A 15,248-nucleotide genomic window follows, 5' to 3' on the forward strand; every position below is an offset into this window, starting at 1 on the left:
TTACGGCCGGGTCAGGGGCGCGTCTGGCCGCCGTGGTTCTTGACGTCGGCGACGAAGATCGCGCCGAGCGCCTCGCGCGCGGACTTCTCGAAGTCGAAGACCTCGTAGCCGACCGTCATGTAAAGCGTGGAGCGATCGGGTCCGCCGAGCAGACAGGCCGAAGCGATCCCCCCTTCGAGCGGCATGGGAACCGCGTCCGTCAGACCCTCCTCGGTGAACCGGGCGACGTATCCGCCACCGGGCAAGGCCGCCCAGACCCCGCCCTCCTCGTCGAGCCCGATACCGTCCGGCATGAACGGGCAGGTGACGAAGTCGCGGGCATTGGACAGCATTCCGTCCGCGGCGCGGTCGATGACGGTGATCTTCTGCGCCGTCACCTCGGCCACGAAGAGTTTGGTGCCGTCGGCACTGATGGCGATACCGTTGCCGCAGTTCATCTCCGGGACACCCTCGGGTTTCGAGACGGTGCCGTCGGGGTCGACGACGATCAGGGGCGAGGTGATCGGGGTCTCCCCCTGGAAGATGTCGAAGCCGAGTTGGGTGATGTAGGCCCGACCCTCGGCGTCGACGACCATGTCGTTGACGGCCTTGATCGCGAACTCGCTGACATCGGCGTACTCGGTGAGATCGTCCGGCCCGTTGCCGCCGTGGACGAGGACCTTCTGCTCGTGCATCGAGTTCACGATGAGGCGTCCGTCCGGCAGCCATCCGAATCCGCCCAGAACGATGGGGACGTCGGTGTTCGCGGCCCGCCCGGTGGCGTCGACGACCACGGTCGCGTTGCCCTCGGCGTCGAGGGTCTTGAGCGTCCCCGTGTACATGTCCGCGAACCAGAAGGCACCGTCGTGCCAGCGCGGGCACTCCGGCCAGGAGTACCCGGTCGAGATCTTGCGGGCCGCGAAGGTGGGCGCGTCCGCGGCGGCAACGGCCGCTGCGACGGTATCGACGGGACTGGTCATCGGTGAACCTTCCGTGGGTCTGGCTGTTGAGAAATGTTGTGCGAGAGTCACTGCGAGCTTCCCGGCGGTGGGCGTCGCAGGCCGCTACGGCGTAATCCGCTTCCGCCGCCCCGACTGCTCTCGACGTTGGATTCGCGTCGCCCATACCCCGCCCGGCTCGTCGCAGGAGACCGTGAACTGGGTCACAGGGATGCGCACGGGACGAACACTAGGTGCTCATCGGCGGGGCGGTCGGGCGCGTCCCATTCAGTGGACACCGACCGCCGCCCCGCGTCGCGTGGCACCGTTTCAGTCAGGGACGGTCTCGGGGTACACCCGCGCGAACCACGCTCGCTGCTCGTCGTCGAAGGTGCCGAGCTCCATCGCCCGCCGGCCCCAGGCCTTGATCAGGTCGAGAAAATTCGTGACGTCGTAGACATCCTGCTGTTGCGAGAACTTCCCATCGCCTGCGTAGGTGAGGACGCTGATGTGAGGGGCCCCGAATCGACTCCCGTCACCGGGATCGCTCATCACGTTGTCGAGCCGCGCCACGATCGTCCCGTTGGTCTCGTCGATGACGTGCCAGTACTCGGGGAAGCTCTCGGTGTGTGAGCCCGGGAATGTCGCAAGGCTCGGTTCGGCCCACGCCCAGATTCCCTCTTTGCCCTTCAGTTCCCCCGCCATCTGTTCGTGATAGACGACATCGTCGGTGAAGAGTTCGACGAAGTCCCGCCAGCTCCCCTCCCCCGAACCCGCGCGATTGATGGTGGCGAACCACGTCTGATACGCCTCTTCGAGTTCCTGTCGTGTCCATGTGTTTGCCATACGTCGGACGCTATTCCCCGGGGTTCGCTCGCCGCGTCCCCTGTGTCCGGTCACCGGGACAAGATCGAACGATGTTCGCGCAGCGCAGACTTCGACATCGGGTCCTGTCCCGGTCAGCGGAAGTATGGCTCGACGCCGACCGTCCCCCGCGATCGAATTCACTGGATACCAGCACGTTGTCATTCTCCTCATCCGACAAAACAGAGAGCCGATCCGTGTCGTCACTTCCCCACTCAGACAACGACAGTCAGATTCAACCCGCAGTCGTTGATGCCTGGCGATCCCCGGGATGGTCGCCTCGAGTCTGCTTCGGACTCGCCGCGATCGTGGCACTCCTCGAGGTCTGCTCGATCTCCTACATGATGGTGTCGACGGCGCTACCTGCCATCAGTGGCAGCTTCCAGACCACGCAGACCGCGTGGATGGTGACGGCGTTCATGCTGGCCGGCGCAGTTGTCTCGCCCATCGTGGCCAAGCTCGCGGACCTCCATGGCAAACGGTTGATGTTGCTTGTGTGTGTGGCGATCGCCGCGGTGGGCGCGCTGGTTTCGGCGATGGCGACAAACTACGCGATGATGGTCGCCGGACGAACCCTCTTCGGCTTCTTCATCCCGTGCATGTTCCTGAGCTATCTACTCATCCGCGATGTGTTCCCGTCCCGCACCGTTCCGCTGGCCATCAGTATCGTCACCAGCGGCTTGGGACTCGTAGCGATCCCCGCACCGTTCCTGACCGGTTGGCTGATAGACACCTTCGGTTTTCGCAGCATCTTCTGGTTCATGTTGTTCGCGATGGTGCCGTCCGCAGCCCTGGTGCGCCTCCTGGTCCCGGAATCCACGGTGCGCGTGCGCGCTCGGATCGATACGACAGGCGCCGCGCTACTCGGCGCCGGTATCGCCGGTGTCCTCGTCGCAGTGAGTTTCGGCCCGTCCTGGGGTTGGGCCGCGGGCTCGACCCTCACGTTCCTGCTCGGTGGAATCACACTTCTGGTGGGTTGGTTCATCTCCTCGCGCGTGACACCCGAGCCGCTGATCGACACATACGTGCTCGCGCGCCGTCCTGTCCTGCTCACTACGCTCATCGCCGGAGTGGTCTACGGAGTCTCCGGACTCACCGGCGTCTTGCTACCACTGTTGATCATGACGCCCCCATCCCTGCAACTGGGTTATGGCTGGGGTTACGACACCACGACCTACGGCATCTACAAGCTCCCTGTGGTCATCGCGATCGTGGTGGGCGGTCTACTGGTCGGCTGGCTGGTGACGCGCGGCCTTCGTCCGCGCCTCACCGTCGTTGTCGGGCTTGTGCTCAGCGCGTGCGGATTCGGATTGTTGGCCGTCGACCATCACTCGTTGCTGACCATCGTGATCGGCGCCGGACTATGCGGATTCGGCCAGGGCATGGGATACGCATCCGTCCCCAATCTCCTCATCGAATTCGTCGAACCCAGACACCAGGCGACAACGGCAAGCGTGATGTCGGTGAACCAAGGAGTGTTCACTGCCGTCATCACCGTGGTGGTATTCGCGGTACTGAACAACTCTCACATCGCCGTGGTAGCCCAGGGTGCGAGTTTCTACGGCTCCTCCGGATTCACCACGGTCTATCTGATCATCGCCGCCGTCGCGGTGGTCGGGCTGCTGATGGCGCTGACATTGCCGAAACCGGTAGGCGCGACCCACCCTGATCCCTCCTCGAACCACCGTGACGGCTGACCGGCAGCACCGGGGTACGGGGGCTGACCCGCCCATGCGAACCTTCACCAGCCTCGACGAGATGAGATCGGCCGTCGGCGAAGAACTCGGTTGCAGTGCCTGGCTGGAGATCTCGCGGGAACGCATCGATGCGTTCGCGAACGCGACCGGCGATCACCAGTGGAATCATGTCGATCCGGACAGGGAGGCGGCGGGCCCATTCGGGACTACCGTCGCACACAACAATCTGACCATGTCGTTGCTGTCGTCGCTGACCGGAGGCATCTTCGCGATCGAAGGTCCGAGGCTGACACTGAATTACGGAATCAACAGCCTTCGGTTTCCGAACACGGTCAGAGTGGGTGCTCGTGTCCGCGCGAACGCGGTGTTCACCTCGGTCGAGGAAACACCGAATGGCATCCGACTGATCATCACCAACACGGTTGAGATCGAGGGTGAGACCAAACCGGCCTGTGTAGCCCAGAATCTGCGGCTCCTGATCTTCTGAGGGAATCGGCGACACCGTGGGCGAATACCGCTCCAGGACAACGAAAAGGGACCGTGATGACAACTTCGACACGCTCGGCGGCCGACTGGATAGGTTGCGATCTGGGCTCGCGCACAGTGGACTGGGACGAACGCGACGCGATCTTGTTCGCATTGGCTGTCGGTGCGCGCGCCGATGATCTCGACCTCGTGTACGAGCGGGAGCTCCGCGTGCTCCCGACCTTCGGACTCACCCTCGGTCAGTGGGCCCCGGACGAGCTCGGCTCACAGGGGGCATTTCCCGTGGGGACGTCGCTTCACGGCTCCCAGCAGCTCATCGTCCACGACGAGCTGCCACCAGCGGGTCGGACGACGCTCTCCGGACGGGTCGACAACGTCTGGGACAAGGGTTCGGCGGCGATCTTCGACGTCAGCGTGAGCTGTGACCACTTCTCCGCCGTGTGGTCCATCTTCGCCCCGGGTTGCGGCGGTTTCGGCGGCGACCGCGGACCAGGTGTGGCTGTCGCCGAGGCACTCTCGCCCGCAACCTCGGTGCGCACCGCCGAGAACGCAGCGGCGCTCTACCGTCTGTGCGGGGATCGTCACGCAATACACATCGACCCGGCGGCCGCACGTGCGATCGGCCAGAACCGTCCCATCCTGCACGGCCTGGCCACCCTCTCCGCCTCGGTTGTGGCACTGGCGCGGCACCGTGGCGCTCATCCCGCCGATCTGGCCTCGCTCTCGGGACGGTTCCGGTCGGTGGTCCTCCCGGGCGACGAGCTTCGCATCGACGTCACCGACTCCCCGACAGACGGATTCGTCGTGGCCGGACCCCAGGGAGTCGTCATCGACAACGCGGTCGCCACCTTCGGGCGCTGACCGGACGGCTGGGCCGGCGATGAGAATCGCCGGCCCGGCCCATGACGACCGGACCCGACCGGAAGAACCCCTCGATGATTGCTCCCCTGGGGTCCAGACCACGGGAGCGCGCCTCGTGGATCCTGGAGCCGAGGAAGAACACCTGACAGTCCATCGCCAGACCGAACAGGATACCCACCACGATAACCGGCAGGAAGCTCAGGATGGGCACCTTCTTCCACCCCGAAAATGCCGCCGAGCCCCCGGCGACCGCGCGTGAACCGAGCGAAAAGATGTTGACGCGGGCTCCGCGCATGGAGCAGTCGCGATGTGGCCCGCCGCCCCCATACCCTGCGACCCTATCTGGTCTCTTGGCGTATGCGCGTCAGGCGCATCGCGTCGATCCGCCACGCGCCGTGGATCTTCCGATACTCGTCGTGATAGTGGCCGAAACCGTGCAGACTCTTCATCGCCGAGCCCTCGGGCCACCACAGCATGTCCTCCATGGCCCACACTCCCGACGCCGATGATTCCGACTCGACCACGACTTCCGGGGTGTGACCGTGATGTACGGTCGCCACGCCGTCCAGCGTCGACCGCAAGAGATCGACGTAGGCTCCCCGGGAGGTGGTGACGGCGCCGCCGGCCTGGGTCATGTCCACGACGACGTTGTCGGTGAACAGCTCGGCCAGCGACGCCCAGTCTTTGGTGTCCATCAACCTGAAGTACTTGGCCTTGAGTTGACCGATCTCGGCGATCGCAGTGGACTCCTGTTCGGCGGTCAACGATCGCCCGCGCGCGGACGGTGGCCGCAGGACATCGATGTTGCCCTGGAAACCGCTCATCATCTTGGTTCGGTGCGACATCCGCCAGCCACGCTCGGTGAGAGTCCATTGGTCGTGGTAGTCCCCGAGAGTGTAGAAAGGTTGCCCCTCCAGCGAACCCGTGCCGAGATGGAGGTCGGAGACGTAGGCGGCGCTCGTGGCCGTCCCTGCCTCGAGGTCGACGTCGACGAGTATGTTCCCGAGGAGGTGTTGAGTCGCCCCGCAGTGATCGAGAAAGGAACGGATCAGGTCGACCACCGCATCCGGCCCGTCGAGGTTTCCGGTCCCGAGCTCGGCGGTCACATCGGACAACATGATCGATCTGAGCGCATCCCAGTCCCGGTCGTCCATGGCTCGCGCGAAGCGAACCACCTGCCGGGTGATTTCGCGCTCGGCGAGAATACTTTCCGTGTTCATGGCCTGGCCTGCGTTTCAACAGGACTGGACATTCGAAACTGCCTTTCTCATGACTTGACGCCGGCACTGGCGATGCACGGCAACGGACCGGCGGGGATCGTCACCGCTGACTGGCGATGACATCCTCCGGCGCCCAGACCGCGCGCATGCTCGTGATCTTGAGATCGTCATCGAACGTCATGACATCGATGGGCTCCACGACGACCGTCTGGTCGGGCAGGTGCGAGGTGACGCGGAAGTGGAAGGCCGCGGTCGACCCGCCGGACCGGACGGTCAGCAACTCCGCAGTCGAATCGATGGAGTCCAGCGCGCTGTAGAACTTCTCGATCTGCGCTCGACCGACTTTGATCTCGGAACCGACCGGATCCTCGAGCGTCGCATCCTCGGCGTACAGCGCGGCGATCTCGGCAGACGTACCGGTGCTCACTGTTGCTATGTACCCGGCAACAGCATCACGGATCTGGCTGGTTGAGGGAGACATGAAACTCCTGTCGAATAGTCTCGCGCATCCACCACGGTTTCTGCGCAACCCCATGGAAGGGCTCACCTCATCGAATCAGCGGGTGCGGCTCGACGACATACCGTCGTCCGCTGGGCGGGACATCACCGCCGGCCCTCCCAATGCACACTGGATGATCTACGGCGCACGGTCGATGCAAACGAACGCACAGCCGACAGATCGGGAGCACCCCTGGCGTGGCATTTCTGTAACGTGTTCTAATTCAGGTAGAACACGTTCCAGCTGCCCGCACGAAGGGGACACCATGGCCGGCTCGACCGAACCAGAACAGACCAGCACCGAACCCGAGACCTTCGACGTCGTCGTCGTGGGAGCCGGCGGTGCTGGCCTGAGCGCGGCGATCACCGCAGCTCAGAAGGGCTTGTCGACGGTCCTGATCGAGAAATCGCCGTACTGGGGCGGCTCGACGTCGCGGTCCGGCGGCGGCGTCTGGATCCCGAACAACTCGGTGCTGCGCCGCGACGGCGTGGTCGACACTCCCGACAAGGCGCGCGAGTACGTGCACGCGATCATCGGCGAACACGCGCCCGCCGATCGCATCGACGCCTACATCGACCGCGGTCCCGAGGCGCTGGACTTCCTGATGGCGCACTCGCCGCTCGATCTCGAGTGGGTGAAGAACTACTCCGACTACTACCCGGAGGCACCCGGCGGCCGGCTCGCCGGACGGTCGATCGAGCCGCGCCCGTTCGACGCGCGCCGGCTCGGGGACGACCTGAAGACCCTGCACCCGCAGTACACCAAGGCGCCGCTGAACATGGTGGTCCTGCAGTCGGACTACCGCTGGCTGAACACCGGCCTGCGGCATTGGCGCGGTCCGCTGCGGATGGCAAAGGTCGGCAGCCGGTTCTTCTGGGCGCGCAGCCGCGGCAAGAAGCTGATCGCCATGGGCGCAGCTCTCGCAGCCGAACTCCTCCTCGGCGTCCGCGAGGCGGGCGTCCCGGTGCGGTTGAACACCGGCCTGGCCGACCTCATCACCGAAGACGGCCGCGTTGTCGGCGTGATCGCCGAATCCGAGGGCAAGCGGGTCGAGATCCGGGCCCGTCACGGCGTGATCCTCGCCTGCGGCGGGTTCGAGCACAACGACGAGATGCGCAAGAAGTACCAGCGCGACCCCATCGGTTCCGAGTGGACCACCGGCGCCCCCAGCAACACCGGCGACGGCATCAACGCCGGACTCAAGATCGGCGCCGCGGTGTCGCTCATGGACGACGCCTGGTGGGGTCCGACGATCCCGCTGCCGCGCGGTCCGTGGTTCGCGCTGTCGGAGCGAGCGGTGCCGGGCACCTTCATGGTGAACACGCGCGGACAGCGCTACATGAACGAGTCCCTGCCGTATGTCGAAGCGGTGCACCAGATGTACGGCGGGGAGTTCGGCCAGGGCGAGGGGCCCGGCGAGAACGTGCCGTCGTGGCTCGTCTTCGATCAGCGCTGCCGCAACCGCTACCTCTTCGCGGGCATCAACGCGCGACAGCCGTTGCCCAAGAAGTGGTTCGAGTCGGGCGTAGTCGTGAAGGCCGACAGCATCGCGGAACTCGCCGAGAAGATCGGCGTCCCGGCCGACGCGCTCACCGCGACGACCGAGCGGTTCAACGGCTTCGCCCGCAAGGGCGTCGACGAGGACTTCGGCCGGGGCACAAGCGGTTACGACCATTACTACGGCGACATCACCAACAAGCCCAACCCGAGCCTCGGCGAGGTCAGCAAGGGCCCGTTCTACGCGGTCAAGATGGTGCCCGGCGACCTCGGCACCAAGGGCGGGATCAACGCGGATGCCTCGGGTCGGGCACTGCGAGCGGACGGTTCGGTCATCGAAGGTCTGTACGCGGCGGGCAACACCAGCGCGCCGGTCATGGGACACACCTACGCCGGCCCGGGAGCGACCATCGGACCCGCGATGGTCTTCGGTTATCTCGCCGCCGCCGACATCGCCGCCAAGGCGACCGCGACCACAGGAGTCTGACCCATGCCGATCGATCCCTCCGTCGCCCTCGGTGCCGAACTGCCCGAGGTGAGCTTCGAATGGTTGGCGTCGGACGCCGCCCTCTACAACCTCGCGGTTGGTGCCGCCTCGGACCCGATGGACACCACCGGGCTCGAGTACATCCACGACGCCACGCCGAAGGTGCTGCCCACCTTCGCCACGGTCGCCGCCGGGTTCCACACCACCGAACCCCCGAAGGTCTCGTTCCCCGGCATCGACATCGACCTCGCGAAGGTCGTCCACGGCAGCCAGCAGGTGACCGCGTACCGGCCGCTCCCGGCCGCCGGAAAGGCGACCACCCGCACCCGGATCGCCGAGATCCAGGACAAGGGTTCGGCTGCCGTCATCGTGCAGGAGTCGGTGACCGCCGACGACGAGGGTCAGACGCTGTGGACCTCTCGCTCGTCCATCTTCGCCAAGGGCGAGGGCGGTTTCGGGGGCGAGCGCGGGTCGTCGGCCAAGGTCGACTATCCCGACCGCGCTCCCGATCATCGGCTGACCGTGGCGACGCTCCCCCAGCAGGCACTGCTCTACCGGTTGTGCGGAGACCGCAATCCGCTGCACTCCGACCCCGAATTCGCCTCCCGCGCGGGCTTTCCCCGGCCGATCCTGCACGGCCTGTGCACCTACGGCACGGTCTGTCGAGCGATCGTCGACGAGGTCCTCGGCGGCGACGTGGACGCGGTCGCCGACTACTCGGCTTCGTTCGCGGGCGTGGTGTTCCCGGGCGAGACCCTCGCGGTCGAGGTCTGGGAGGACGATTCCCGGCTGCTGGCCACCGCGACCGTCGTCGAACGCGACGGCGCGAAGGCCCTCGGCAATGTGGTCTGCGAACGCCGCCGATAGCCCCGCCGTCGCGACGGCTCGGCCGCGGCCCGGAGACGATGTCTCGAGGGGCCAGTACGCTACACACGCGGACCGCGAGGCGGCCCGCAGGTTCCACGTCGCATATCCCCGAGGAGACGCCCATGAGCGATTCGCTGACGCCCCTACTCGCCGACAACCGCAGTGCATTGGTGACCGACCTCGTCGGTGTCATCGACGCCGAGGTGGCCGACCAGTCGGGTCTGAGCGGCGCTGCTGTGAAGACCGCCTACTCCGCGGTACAGAAGGTGAAGCCCGGTGTCGTGCACAGCGCCACCGATCAGATGGCCGAGGACTTCCTGAAGGCGCTGGCGCCGTTCTGGGATTCCAAGCCCGCCGGTGTCGCCTTCGGCGATCACCTCTCGGCCAACAGCGATGCCGCGGCCGAGGCCTTGCTCTCGGTCACCGACGAGCAGGCGGAGACGGCCAAGCCCGCACTCGCGAAGGCGTACAACTCGCTGCGCGGCAAGGGAAAGAAGTACGTGATCGCGGCACTGCCGCGTCTGGGTGCCGCCATCGAGCGGCACGCCGCCTAGGCGTCGGCACGCGCGTCGTCGGCGGCCGGGACGCCACTCCGACGGAGTCGGGTCAGACCGCTGACGACGCGATGGCCACGAGGGCCACGACGATGCCGATCAGTGCGGCGAGCATCGACAGCACACGCCACACATGGACGCGGGCGGGCGAGATCTCGGTCCCGTTCGGGGCGACGTCGGGCGATGCGACCGGGGTCGCGACGGCGGGAGTAGCAGCGGCGGGGGTTCGTGCGATTCGGGGTGAGGCCATGACCTGTCACCACTTTCGGTTGTCCGGGGCCAACGGGGACCGGCGCGGTCTCGCGTTCGCCCGGTATCGATACTGCAGTGATAAATGTGTCACAAGTTACTCGTGTAGCGTCGGCGCCCACATAGCGTGTCGCGATAACGAAATCGCAACACAGTGTCGGTGCCGGCCGACCACGTGTCGCCGCATGCAGACCCCGAAAGCGCAGGACGCCGAATGAGATTACCGTCCGCCATCCGCCTCGACGCTCGATCTGCCTGGCTCGTCCTCGTCGCCTGTCTGTCGGTCAGCATGGTCGTGGCCGCGATGGCGGCCCTCAACACGGCCCTGCCCGACATCGCCATCGACACCGGCGCCGACGCCGGCCAGATGACCTGGATCGTCGACGGTTACACCCTGGCGCTGGCGGCGCTCCTGCTCCCGGCGGGCGCGATCGGCGATCGCCTGGGACGCCGCGAGGTGCTGATCGCCGGCCTTCTCCTGTTCGGCCTCGCCTCGCTGGTGGCGATCTGGGTGGACGGCCCGACCCAGCTGATCCTGGCCCGGTGTTTCGCCGGTGCTGCCGCGGCCCTGATCATGCCGACCACCCTGTCCCTCATCACCTCCGGGATGCCGGAAGGTCAACGCGCGGTCGGGATCAGCATCTGGTCGGCGATCGCGGGCGGCGGTGCCATCGCCGGCTTCCTGGTGACCGGCCTTCTGCTCGAGTTCTTCTCGTGGCATTCGATCTTCATCACCTTCGCCGCGTCGTCGGCCGTGGCTGCCGCCCTCTGCCTGACCATCGGCACGTCGAAGGACAGCGACCCCGGTCGCTTCGACATCCCGGGAACCCTGTGTTCGGTCCTCGCCATCACCGGCGTCGTCCTCGGACTGCTGGAAGCCCCGCACCGGGGCTGGGCCGATCCCCTCGTCCTCATCTGCATCGTGGGCGGCGTGCTGCTCGCCGGAGCCTTCGTCGTCGTCGAGCTGCGGTCGACGTCGCCGCTGTTCGACGTGCGGCTCCTCGGCAACCGTGCCTTCGGATCAGGGGCCCTGTCGGTCGCGGTCCAGTTCCTCGCCTCGTTCGGCATGTTCTTCCTGCTGCTGCAGCTGCTCCAGCTGGTGTTCGACTACACCCCGCTGCAGTCCGCCCTGGCCCTGATGCCCTTTGTGGCCGGCGTGGGCCTCACCACCCTGGTCGCGAACTGGCTTGCCGTGCGGCTCGATTCGCTCAAGTTCGTGATCGCCGGCGGCGCCCTGCTGTCGGGTGTCGGGCTGATCCTCCTCGGCTCGTTCCGATACGAGACCTATTGGACGCTGGCCGGGGTGGTCGCGGTGATCGCCGTGGGCATCGGTCTCGCATCGGCTCCGGCGACCACGGCCATCATGTCCAACACCCCGCTCGACAACCAGGGGGTGGGCTCGGCGGTGAACGACACCGCACGTGAGATCGGCGCGGCGATCGGCATCGCGATCGCCGGCAGCATCGTCGCCGCGGGATACCAGTCGCGGATCGGCGAGACCGCGCAATTGGCGCGCGAGCAGCTGGCGGCGGCCGGTCAGCAGCGAATCGCCGCCGGCGACACCGCTGGGGGGCAGGCCATGGTCGCCGAGGCCGAGCAGGCCGGGACGCTCATCGAGCGATCACTCGCCGAGGCGACGGTGGTCGTCGACCGACTCTCCGGGCAGGCCGCCGATCTCGCCGAGACCATCGCCGAGGGCAGCCGGGAGGCCTTCTACGGTCCGTTCGAGCAGGCGTCGCTCGTGCTCGGCGGGATCATGCTCGCGAGCTCGGTGGCGCTGCTCTGGTTGACCCCGCGTCGCGTCGTCGAGGTGCCACCGACCGAGGCCGCGTCCGATCCCGACCAGGACCGCGACGACACCTACGCCCGCGACTGAGTAGCCTGTCCCGGTGGTACTCACCGCGGACAGCGTCGCCGGCACCCTGGTCGGAGTCGCCGCCCTGCTCGTGGTGATCGTCGCGACCGTTGTCGCCCAGCGTGTTCCGGCCGTTGTCGTGGCCGCGCCGGTGGCCGCGCTGCTGATCGCGCTCGGCCTGGCCGACCTCGGGCAGGCCGCTGACGAGATCACCACGATGGCGCCGACCATCGGTTTCCTGGCCGCGATGCTGGTGGTCGCCGACGCCTGTGCCCGCGCGGGCGTCTTCACCTGGATCGGTTCGCTCCTGGCCCGCTGGAGTCGGGCCTCGCCACATCGTCTGTTGCGCATCGTCTTCCTGGCCGCGGCGACGACGACCGCCGTCCTCAGCCTCGACACCACGATCGTCTTGCTGACACCGGTCGCCGTCGCCACCGCACGGCGGATCGGGGCGCCGGTGACCCCGATCGCGTTCGCGAACGCACACCTGGCGAACACCGCGTCGACCCTCATGCCCGTGTCGAACCTGACCAACCTGCTCGCGTTCTCCGCGACCGGACTGAGCTTCCTCGGTTTCACCGGGGTCATGCTGGCCCCGTGGGTGGCCGCGATCGTCGTCGAATACCTGATCTTCCGGATGTACTTCGCCGACTCGCTCGCGCGCACCGCGCCCGCAGCCGGTTCGACGGTCGGCGATCCGGCTCCGGTCGACGATCCACCCCGCCCGACCCTGATGCTGGTGATGCTCGGTCTGCTGCTGGTCGCCTTCGTCGTGACCGAACCGCTGGGCATCCCGCTGGCCGCGGTGGCCGGCGTGGGCGCGGCCGCCTTCACGGTGCCGCGACTGCTCGACGCCCCGCTGCCCACCCTGCGGGACACGCTGCACGCCGTGAACATCCCGTTCCTCGGATTCGTCGCCGTGCTCGGTGTCGTCATCCTCCCGGTGCGGACCGGCCCGATCGGCGACTGGATCGGCGGGCTGATCCCCGGCGAGTCCTCGCTCCTTGCACTGCTCGCGGTCGCCGCGCTGGCCGCGGTCCTGGCGAATCTGGTCAACAACCTGCCGGCGACCCTGCTGCTCATCCCGCTCGTCGCCCACGATCCCGGCTTGGTCCTGGCGATGCTGCTCGGCGTCAACCTCGGACCCAACCTCGCCTACTTCGGGTCACTCGCCAACCTGCTGTGGCGTGACATCATGCATCGCGACGGCCCCGGGGAGGGCACGGGTGCCCCGACCTCCCGCGACTACCTACGCCTCGGCGCACTCACCGTGCCGGCGACACTCGTCGTCGCGGTGGTCGCGCTGTGGGGCGTGCTGCAGCTGACATAGGGCTGTCGCGCCGCCGGGCAACAGTGACGACCCACCGCCACCACCTCCGATGAGGCTTCCGCCGCCACCGCGGCGACGAGCACACCAGCCCTCCCCAACCACGGCGACCTCTCCGGGCGTCGGCGGACGATGTCCACGATCATTCGCCGTCGGACGAGGACGCGGACTCCGCCGACGAGCCGAGATCTCCCGAATCGTCGCCGCCGGCACCATCTGACCCCGGTGATCCGCTCGCGGCGCTGCCTCCGAATCCCGTGCCTCCGTTGCCGCCCCTGCCGCCGGTACCACTGAGACCGGGGTCGCCGCTGGGACCGCCCGCACCGAAGAATCCAGATGCACCGCCGCTGCCGGAAGCGCCACCGCTGCCGCCATCGCCGCCCGAGCCGCCGACTCCGCCGTAGCCGTCCGGGCCGTCGGGCACGTCGTCGGTGCTGCCGAGCCCGCCGATGCCCCCGTTGCCGCCGTTACCGCCGCGACCTCCGTCGCCGCCGGTGCCACCGGCCCCACCGGTGCCGCCGTTGCCGAACACCAGTCCACCTGCCCCGCCCGCACCGCCTGCGCCACCTGCTCCGCCGTCGCCACCGGGCAACCCGTCACCACCGCGTCCGCCACTGCCGCCGGGGAAGCCGATCACTTGGATTTCTCCGGTCTCAGGGTGCGGCTCGAACCGGATCCCGCCGGTACCCCCGTTGCCGCCGTTGGCGCCAGGGCCACCTGCTCCCCCGACACCGCCCGGACCGTAGAAGGCAAACCCGCCGTGCCCGCCTTCGACACCGGGGACGGTGCTGTCCTGCCCGTCGATATCGATGTAGGTGATGCCGTCGAGCTCAGGAAGGTGCAGCGATGTCGAGATGGTGTCGCCGCCGTGGGCACCGGCGCCGCCCTGGCCACCGTCACCGCCGTCGCCGAAGGTGCCCGCACGCCCGCCGGCTCCGCCGGAGCCGCCGTCGAGGTAGACGATCCCGTCGGCATCAGCGCCGTCGCCGCCGCGTCCGCCGTTGCCGAACAGCCACCCCCCTCGTCCGCCATCGCCGCCGGCACCGTCGGCGACGCCGATCACCCCGTCTCCACCGTGTCCACCAGAGCCGAACATCCCTGCGTCACCGCCTCGTCCGCCGGCATAGGCGTCACCCCCGTCGCCCCACAGCAGGCCGCCGTTGCCGCCGTCCGGGTTGTCGGCGGTTCCGTCGGCGCCGTCGCCGATCCACAGAACGCTGTTCGGGCCGATCACCTGCAGTCCCGTCACGGGATCGCGGGTCACCGTGAACAACAACTGGATTCGCGCGGGACCTGCGCCCCCGGTGACGACGGCCGCGGGCACCGACGTCACCGACGGCGGCGTGAAGGCCGCCATCGTGGCCGACGGACTCGAAACAGGCACGACGGCCGGGTGACCCAGCTGCGCCGCCGCCTGCATCACCCGGGTCGCGAACCTGCGTGACCCGACGCCGGCGGCGGGACTCCCGCCCTGCGCGACGACCGCAGCGAGCAACTGCGACGTCTCGACCACCTGCAGGCGCCCGCCCCGATACGCGACCGGCTCACCGACGCCGAGAGACGACGTGAGCTCGCTCAGCTGATGCGACCACGGTGCGACCTCACCACTCGGGGTCGATGAGGCAGCAGCCGGACCGCCGGCCGCAAACGCGACCGGCACGATCACCACTGCCACACCGCCGGATGCCACCACCCGAGACATTTTCATCTGCTCAACCCTTCGCCGAACTTCTCCGACACGACATGCCCCATCACGGGTCAGCTCGCGATCAACGAATTTCAATGTAGTCGGACTACATCGAATTAGGGTGGATTTCGGGGAACGCACTCGTTCTGCCCGGACGGGTGTACTCGCGCATCCGTGATCT

The 15,248-nt window shown here is 67.5% G+C and carries 15 protein-coding genes; 8 read left to right on the forward strand and 7 right to left on the reverse strand.

Annotated elements, in window-relative coordinates:
• Positions 1-11: 11 nt before the first annotated feature.
• The gene (locus MHN80_RS05995; RefSeq protein WP_239400232.1) at positions 12-959 is read right to left on the reverse strand and encodes an SMP-30/gluconolactonase/LRE family protein; all 948 of its coding nucleotides are present in this window, start codon (positions 957-959) and stop codon (positions 12-14) included.
• A gap of 288 nt (positions 960-1,247) precedes the next feature.
• Positions 1,248-1,763 (reverse strand): nuclear transport factor 2 family protein, encoded by a 516-nt coding sequence (locus MHN80_RS06000; RefSeq protein WP_239400234.1) that lies wholly within the window; start codon positions 1,761-1,763, stop codon positions 1,248-1,250.
• 326 nt (positions 1,764-2,089) lie between these two features.
• On the opposite strand from MHN80_RS06000, the gene MHN80_RS06005 reads away from it, so the two are divergent.
• From MHN80_RS06005 to MHN80_RS06015, 3 genes are all read left to right on the forward strand, one after another.
• Positions 2,090-3,478 carry an MFS transporter gene (locus tag MHN80_RS06005; protein ID WP_239400236.1) on the forward strand — a complete coding sequence of 463 codons (1,389 nt, stop codon included), beginning with the start codon at positions 2,090-2,092 and terminating at the stop codon, positions 3,476-3,478.
• Positions 3,479-3,539: 61 nt separating this feature from the next.
• On the forward strand, positions 3,540-3,965 hold the full coding sequence (locus MHN80_RS06010; protein ID WP_239400238.1) for a MaoC family dehydratase: 426 nt from the start codon (positions 3,540-3,542) through the stop codon (positions 3,963-3,965).
• 56 nt (positions 3,966-4,021) lie between these two features.
• Positions 4,022-4,825 carry a MaoC/PaaZ C-terminal domain-containing protein gene (locus MHN80_RS06015; RefSeq protein WP_239400240.1) on the forward strand — a complete coding sequence of 268 codons (804 nt, stop codon included), beginning with the start codon at positions 4,022-4,024 and terminating at the stop codon, positions 4,823-4,825.
• Here the strand turns inward: MHN80_RS06015 and MHN80_RS25875 are convergent.
• The 3 genes from MHN80_RS25875 to MHN80_RS06025 all read right to left on the reverse strand — a co-directional run bounded on the left by MHN80_RS25875 (position 4,791) and on the right by MHN80_RS06025 (position 6,526).
• Positions 4,791-5,120: an MMPL family transporter gene (locus MHN80_RS25875; protein ID WP_374206309.1), complete on the reverse strand. Its 330-nt coding sequence runs from the start codon at positions 5,118-5,120 to the stop codon at positions 4,791-4,793. The genes MHN80_RS06015 and MHN80_RS25875 overlap by 35 nt on opposite strands.
• 43 nt (positions 5,121-5,163) lie before the next feature.
• Positions 5,164-6,045, reverse strand: a complete 882-nt coding sequence (locus MHN80_RS06020; RefSeq protein ID WP_239400242.1) for a nuclear transport factor 2 family protein — start codon at positions 6,043-6,045, stop codon at positions 5,164-5,166.
• A 100-nt stretch (positions 6,046-6,145) separates the two neighbouring features.
• The gene (locus MHN80_RS06025) at positions 6,146-6,526 is read right to left on the reverse strand and encodes a nuclear transport factor 2 family protein (protein WP_239400244.1); all 381 of its coding nucleotides are present in this window, start codon (positions 6,524-6,526) and stop codon (positions 6,146-6,148) included.
• 283 nt (positions 6,527-6,809) lie between these two features.
• On the opposite strand from MHN80_RS06025, the gene kstD reads away from it, so the two are divergent.
• The 3 genes from kstD to MHN80_RS06040 all read left to right on the forward strand — a co-directional run bounded on the left by kstD (position 6,810) and on the right by MHN80_RS06040 (position 9,949).
• Positions 6,810-8,528 carry a 3-oxosteroid 1-dehydrogenase gene (gene kstD / locus MHN80_RS06030; RefSeq protein ID WP_239400246.1) on the forward strand — a complete coding sequence of 573 codons (1,719 nt, stop codon included), beginning with the start codon at positions 6,810-6,812 and terminating at the stop codon, positions 8,526-8,528.
• A gap of 3 nt (positions 8,529-8,531) precedes the next feature.
• A complete protein-coding gene (locus MHN80_RS06035) occupies positions 8,532-9,395 on the forward strand; it encodes a MaoC/PaaZ C-terminal domain-containing protein (protein WP_239400248.1) in 864 nt (287 codons plus the stop codon).
• Between the two features lie 122 nt (positions 9,396-9,517).
• The gene (locus MHN80_RS06040) at positions 9,518-9,949 is read left to right on the forward strand and encodes a hypothetical protein (protein ID WP_004020702.1); all 432 of its coding nucleotides are present in this window, start codon (positions 9,518-9,520) and stop codon (positions 9,947-9,949) included.
• 52 nt (positions 9,950-10,001) lie between these two features.
• Here MHN80_RS06040 and MHN80_RS06045 read toward each other — a convergent pair whose 3' ends face one another.
• Positions 10,002-10,199: a hypothetical protein gene (locus MHN80_RS06045; protein ID WP_004020703.1), complete on the reverse strand. Its 198-nt coding sequence runs from the start codon at positions 10,197-10,199 to the stop codon at positions 10,002-10,004.
• 213 nt (positions 10,200-10,412) lie between these two features.
• On the opposite strand from MHN80_RS06045, the gene MHN80_RS06050 reads away from it, so the two are divergent.
• Positions 10,413-12,074 (forward strand): MFS transporter, encoded by a 1,662-nt coding sequence (locus MHN80_RS06050; RefSeq protein ID WP_239400250.1) that lies wholly within the window; start codon positions 10,413-10,415, stop codon positions 12,072-12,074.
• Positions 12,075-12,087: 13 nt separating this feature from the next.
• The gene (locus MHN80_RS06055) at positions 12,088-13,383 is read left to right on the forward strand and encodes an SLC13 family permease (protein ID WP_239400252.1); all 1,296 of its coding nucleotides are present in this window, start codon (positions 12,088-12,090) and stop codon (positions 13,381-13,383) included.
• A 139-nt stretch (positions 13,384-13,522) separates the two neighbouring features.
• Here the strand turns inward: MHN80_RS06055 and MHN80_RS25675 are convergent, their stop codons facing one another.
• Positions 13,523-15,088, reverse strand: coding sequence for a PE family protein (locus MHN80_RS25675; RefSeq protein ID WP_275447413.1), 1,566 nt, complete (start codon positions 15,086-15,088; stop codon positions 13,523-13,525).
• Positions 15,089-15,248 lie beyond the last annotated feature (160 nt).

This window comes from Gordonia sp. McavH-238-E, from assembly GCF_022348225.1.
Classification (GTDB): Bacteria; Actinomycetota; Actinomycetes; order Mycobacteriales; family Mycobacteriaceae; genus Gordonia; species Gordonia terrae.

Coding starts and splice junctions, on each gene's coding strand:
- MHN80_RS25875 (WP_374206309.1), bottom strand. CDS start 5,120: ATGCGCGGAGCCCGCGTCAACATCTTTTCGCTCGGTTCACGCGCGGTC.
- MHN80_RS06045 (WP_004020703.1), bottom strand. CDS start 10,199: ATGGCCTCACCCCGAATCGCACGAACCCCCGCCGCTGCTACTCCCGCC.
- kstD (WP_239400246.1), top strand. CDS start 6,810: ATGGCCGGCTCGACCGAACCAGAACAGACCAGCACCGAACCCGAGACC.
- MHN80_RS06040 (WP_004020702.1), top strand. CDS start 9,518: ATGAGCGATTCGCTGACGCCCCTACTCGCCGACAACCGCAGTGCATTG.
- MHN80_RS06000 (WP_239400234.1), bottom strand. CDS start 1,763: ATGGCAAACACATGGACACGACAGGAACTCGAAGAGGCGTATCAGACG.
- MHN80_RS06050 (WP_239400250.1), top strand. CDS start 10,413: ATGAGATTACCGTCCGCCATCCGCCTCGACGCTCGATCTGCCTGGCTC.
- MHN80_RS06010 (WP_239400238.1), top strand. CDS start 3,540: ATGAGATCGGCCGTCGGCGAAGAACTCGGTTGCAGTGCCTGGCTGGAG.
- MHN80_RS05995 (WP_239400232.1), bottom strand. CDS start 959: ATGACCAGTCCCGTCGATACCGTCGCAGCGGCCGTTGCCGCCGCGGAC.
- MHN80_RS06015 (WP_239400240.1), top strand. CDS start 4,022: ATGACAACTTCGACACGCTCGGCGGCCGACTGGATAGGTTGCGATCTG.
- MHN80_RS25675 (WP_275447413.1), bottom strand. CDS start 15,088: ATGAAAATGTCTCGGGTGGTGGCATCCGGCGGTGTGGCAGTGGTGATC.
- MHN80_RS06020 (WP_239400242.1), bottom strand. CDS start 6,045: ATGAACACGGAAAGTATTCTCGCCGAGCGCGAAATCACCCGGCAGGTG.
- MHN80_RS06025 (WP_239400244.1), bottom strand. CDS start 6,526: ATGTCTCCCTCAACCAGCCAGATCCGTGATGCTGTTGCCGGGTACATA.
- MHN80_RS06035 (WP_239400248.1), top strand. CDS start 8,532: ATGCCGATCGATCCCTCCGTCGCCCTCGGTGCCGAACTGCCCGAGGTG.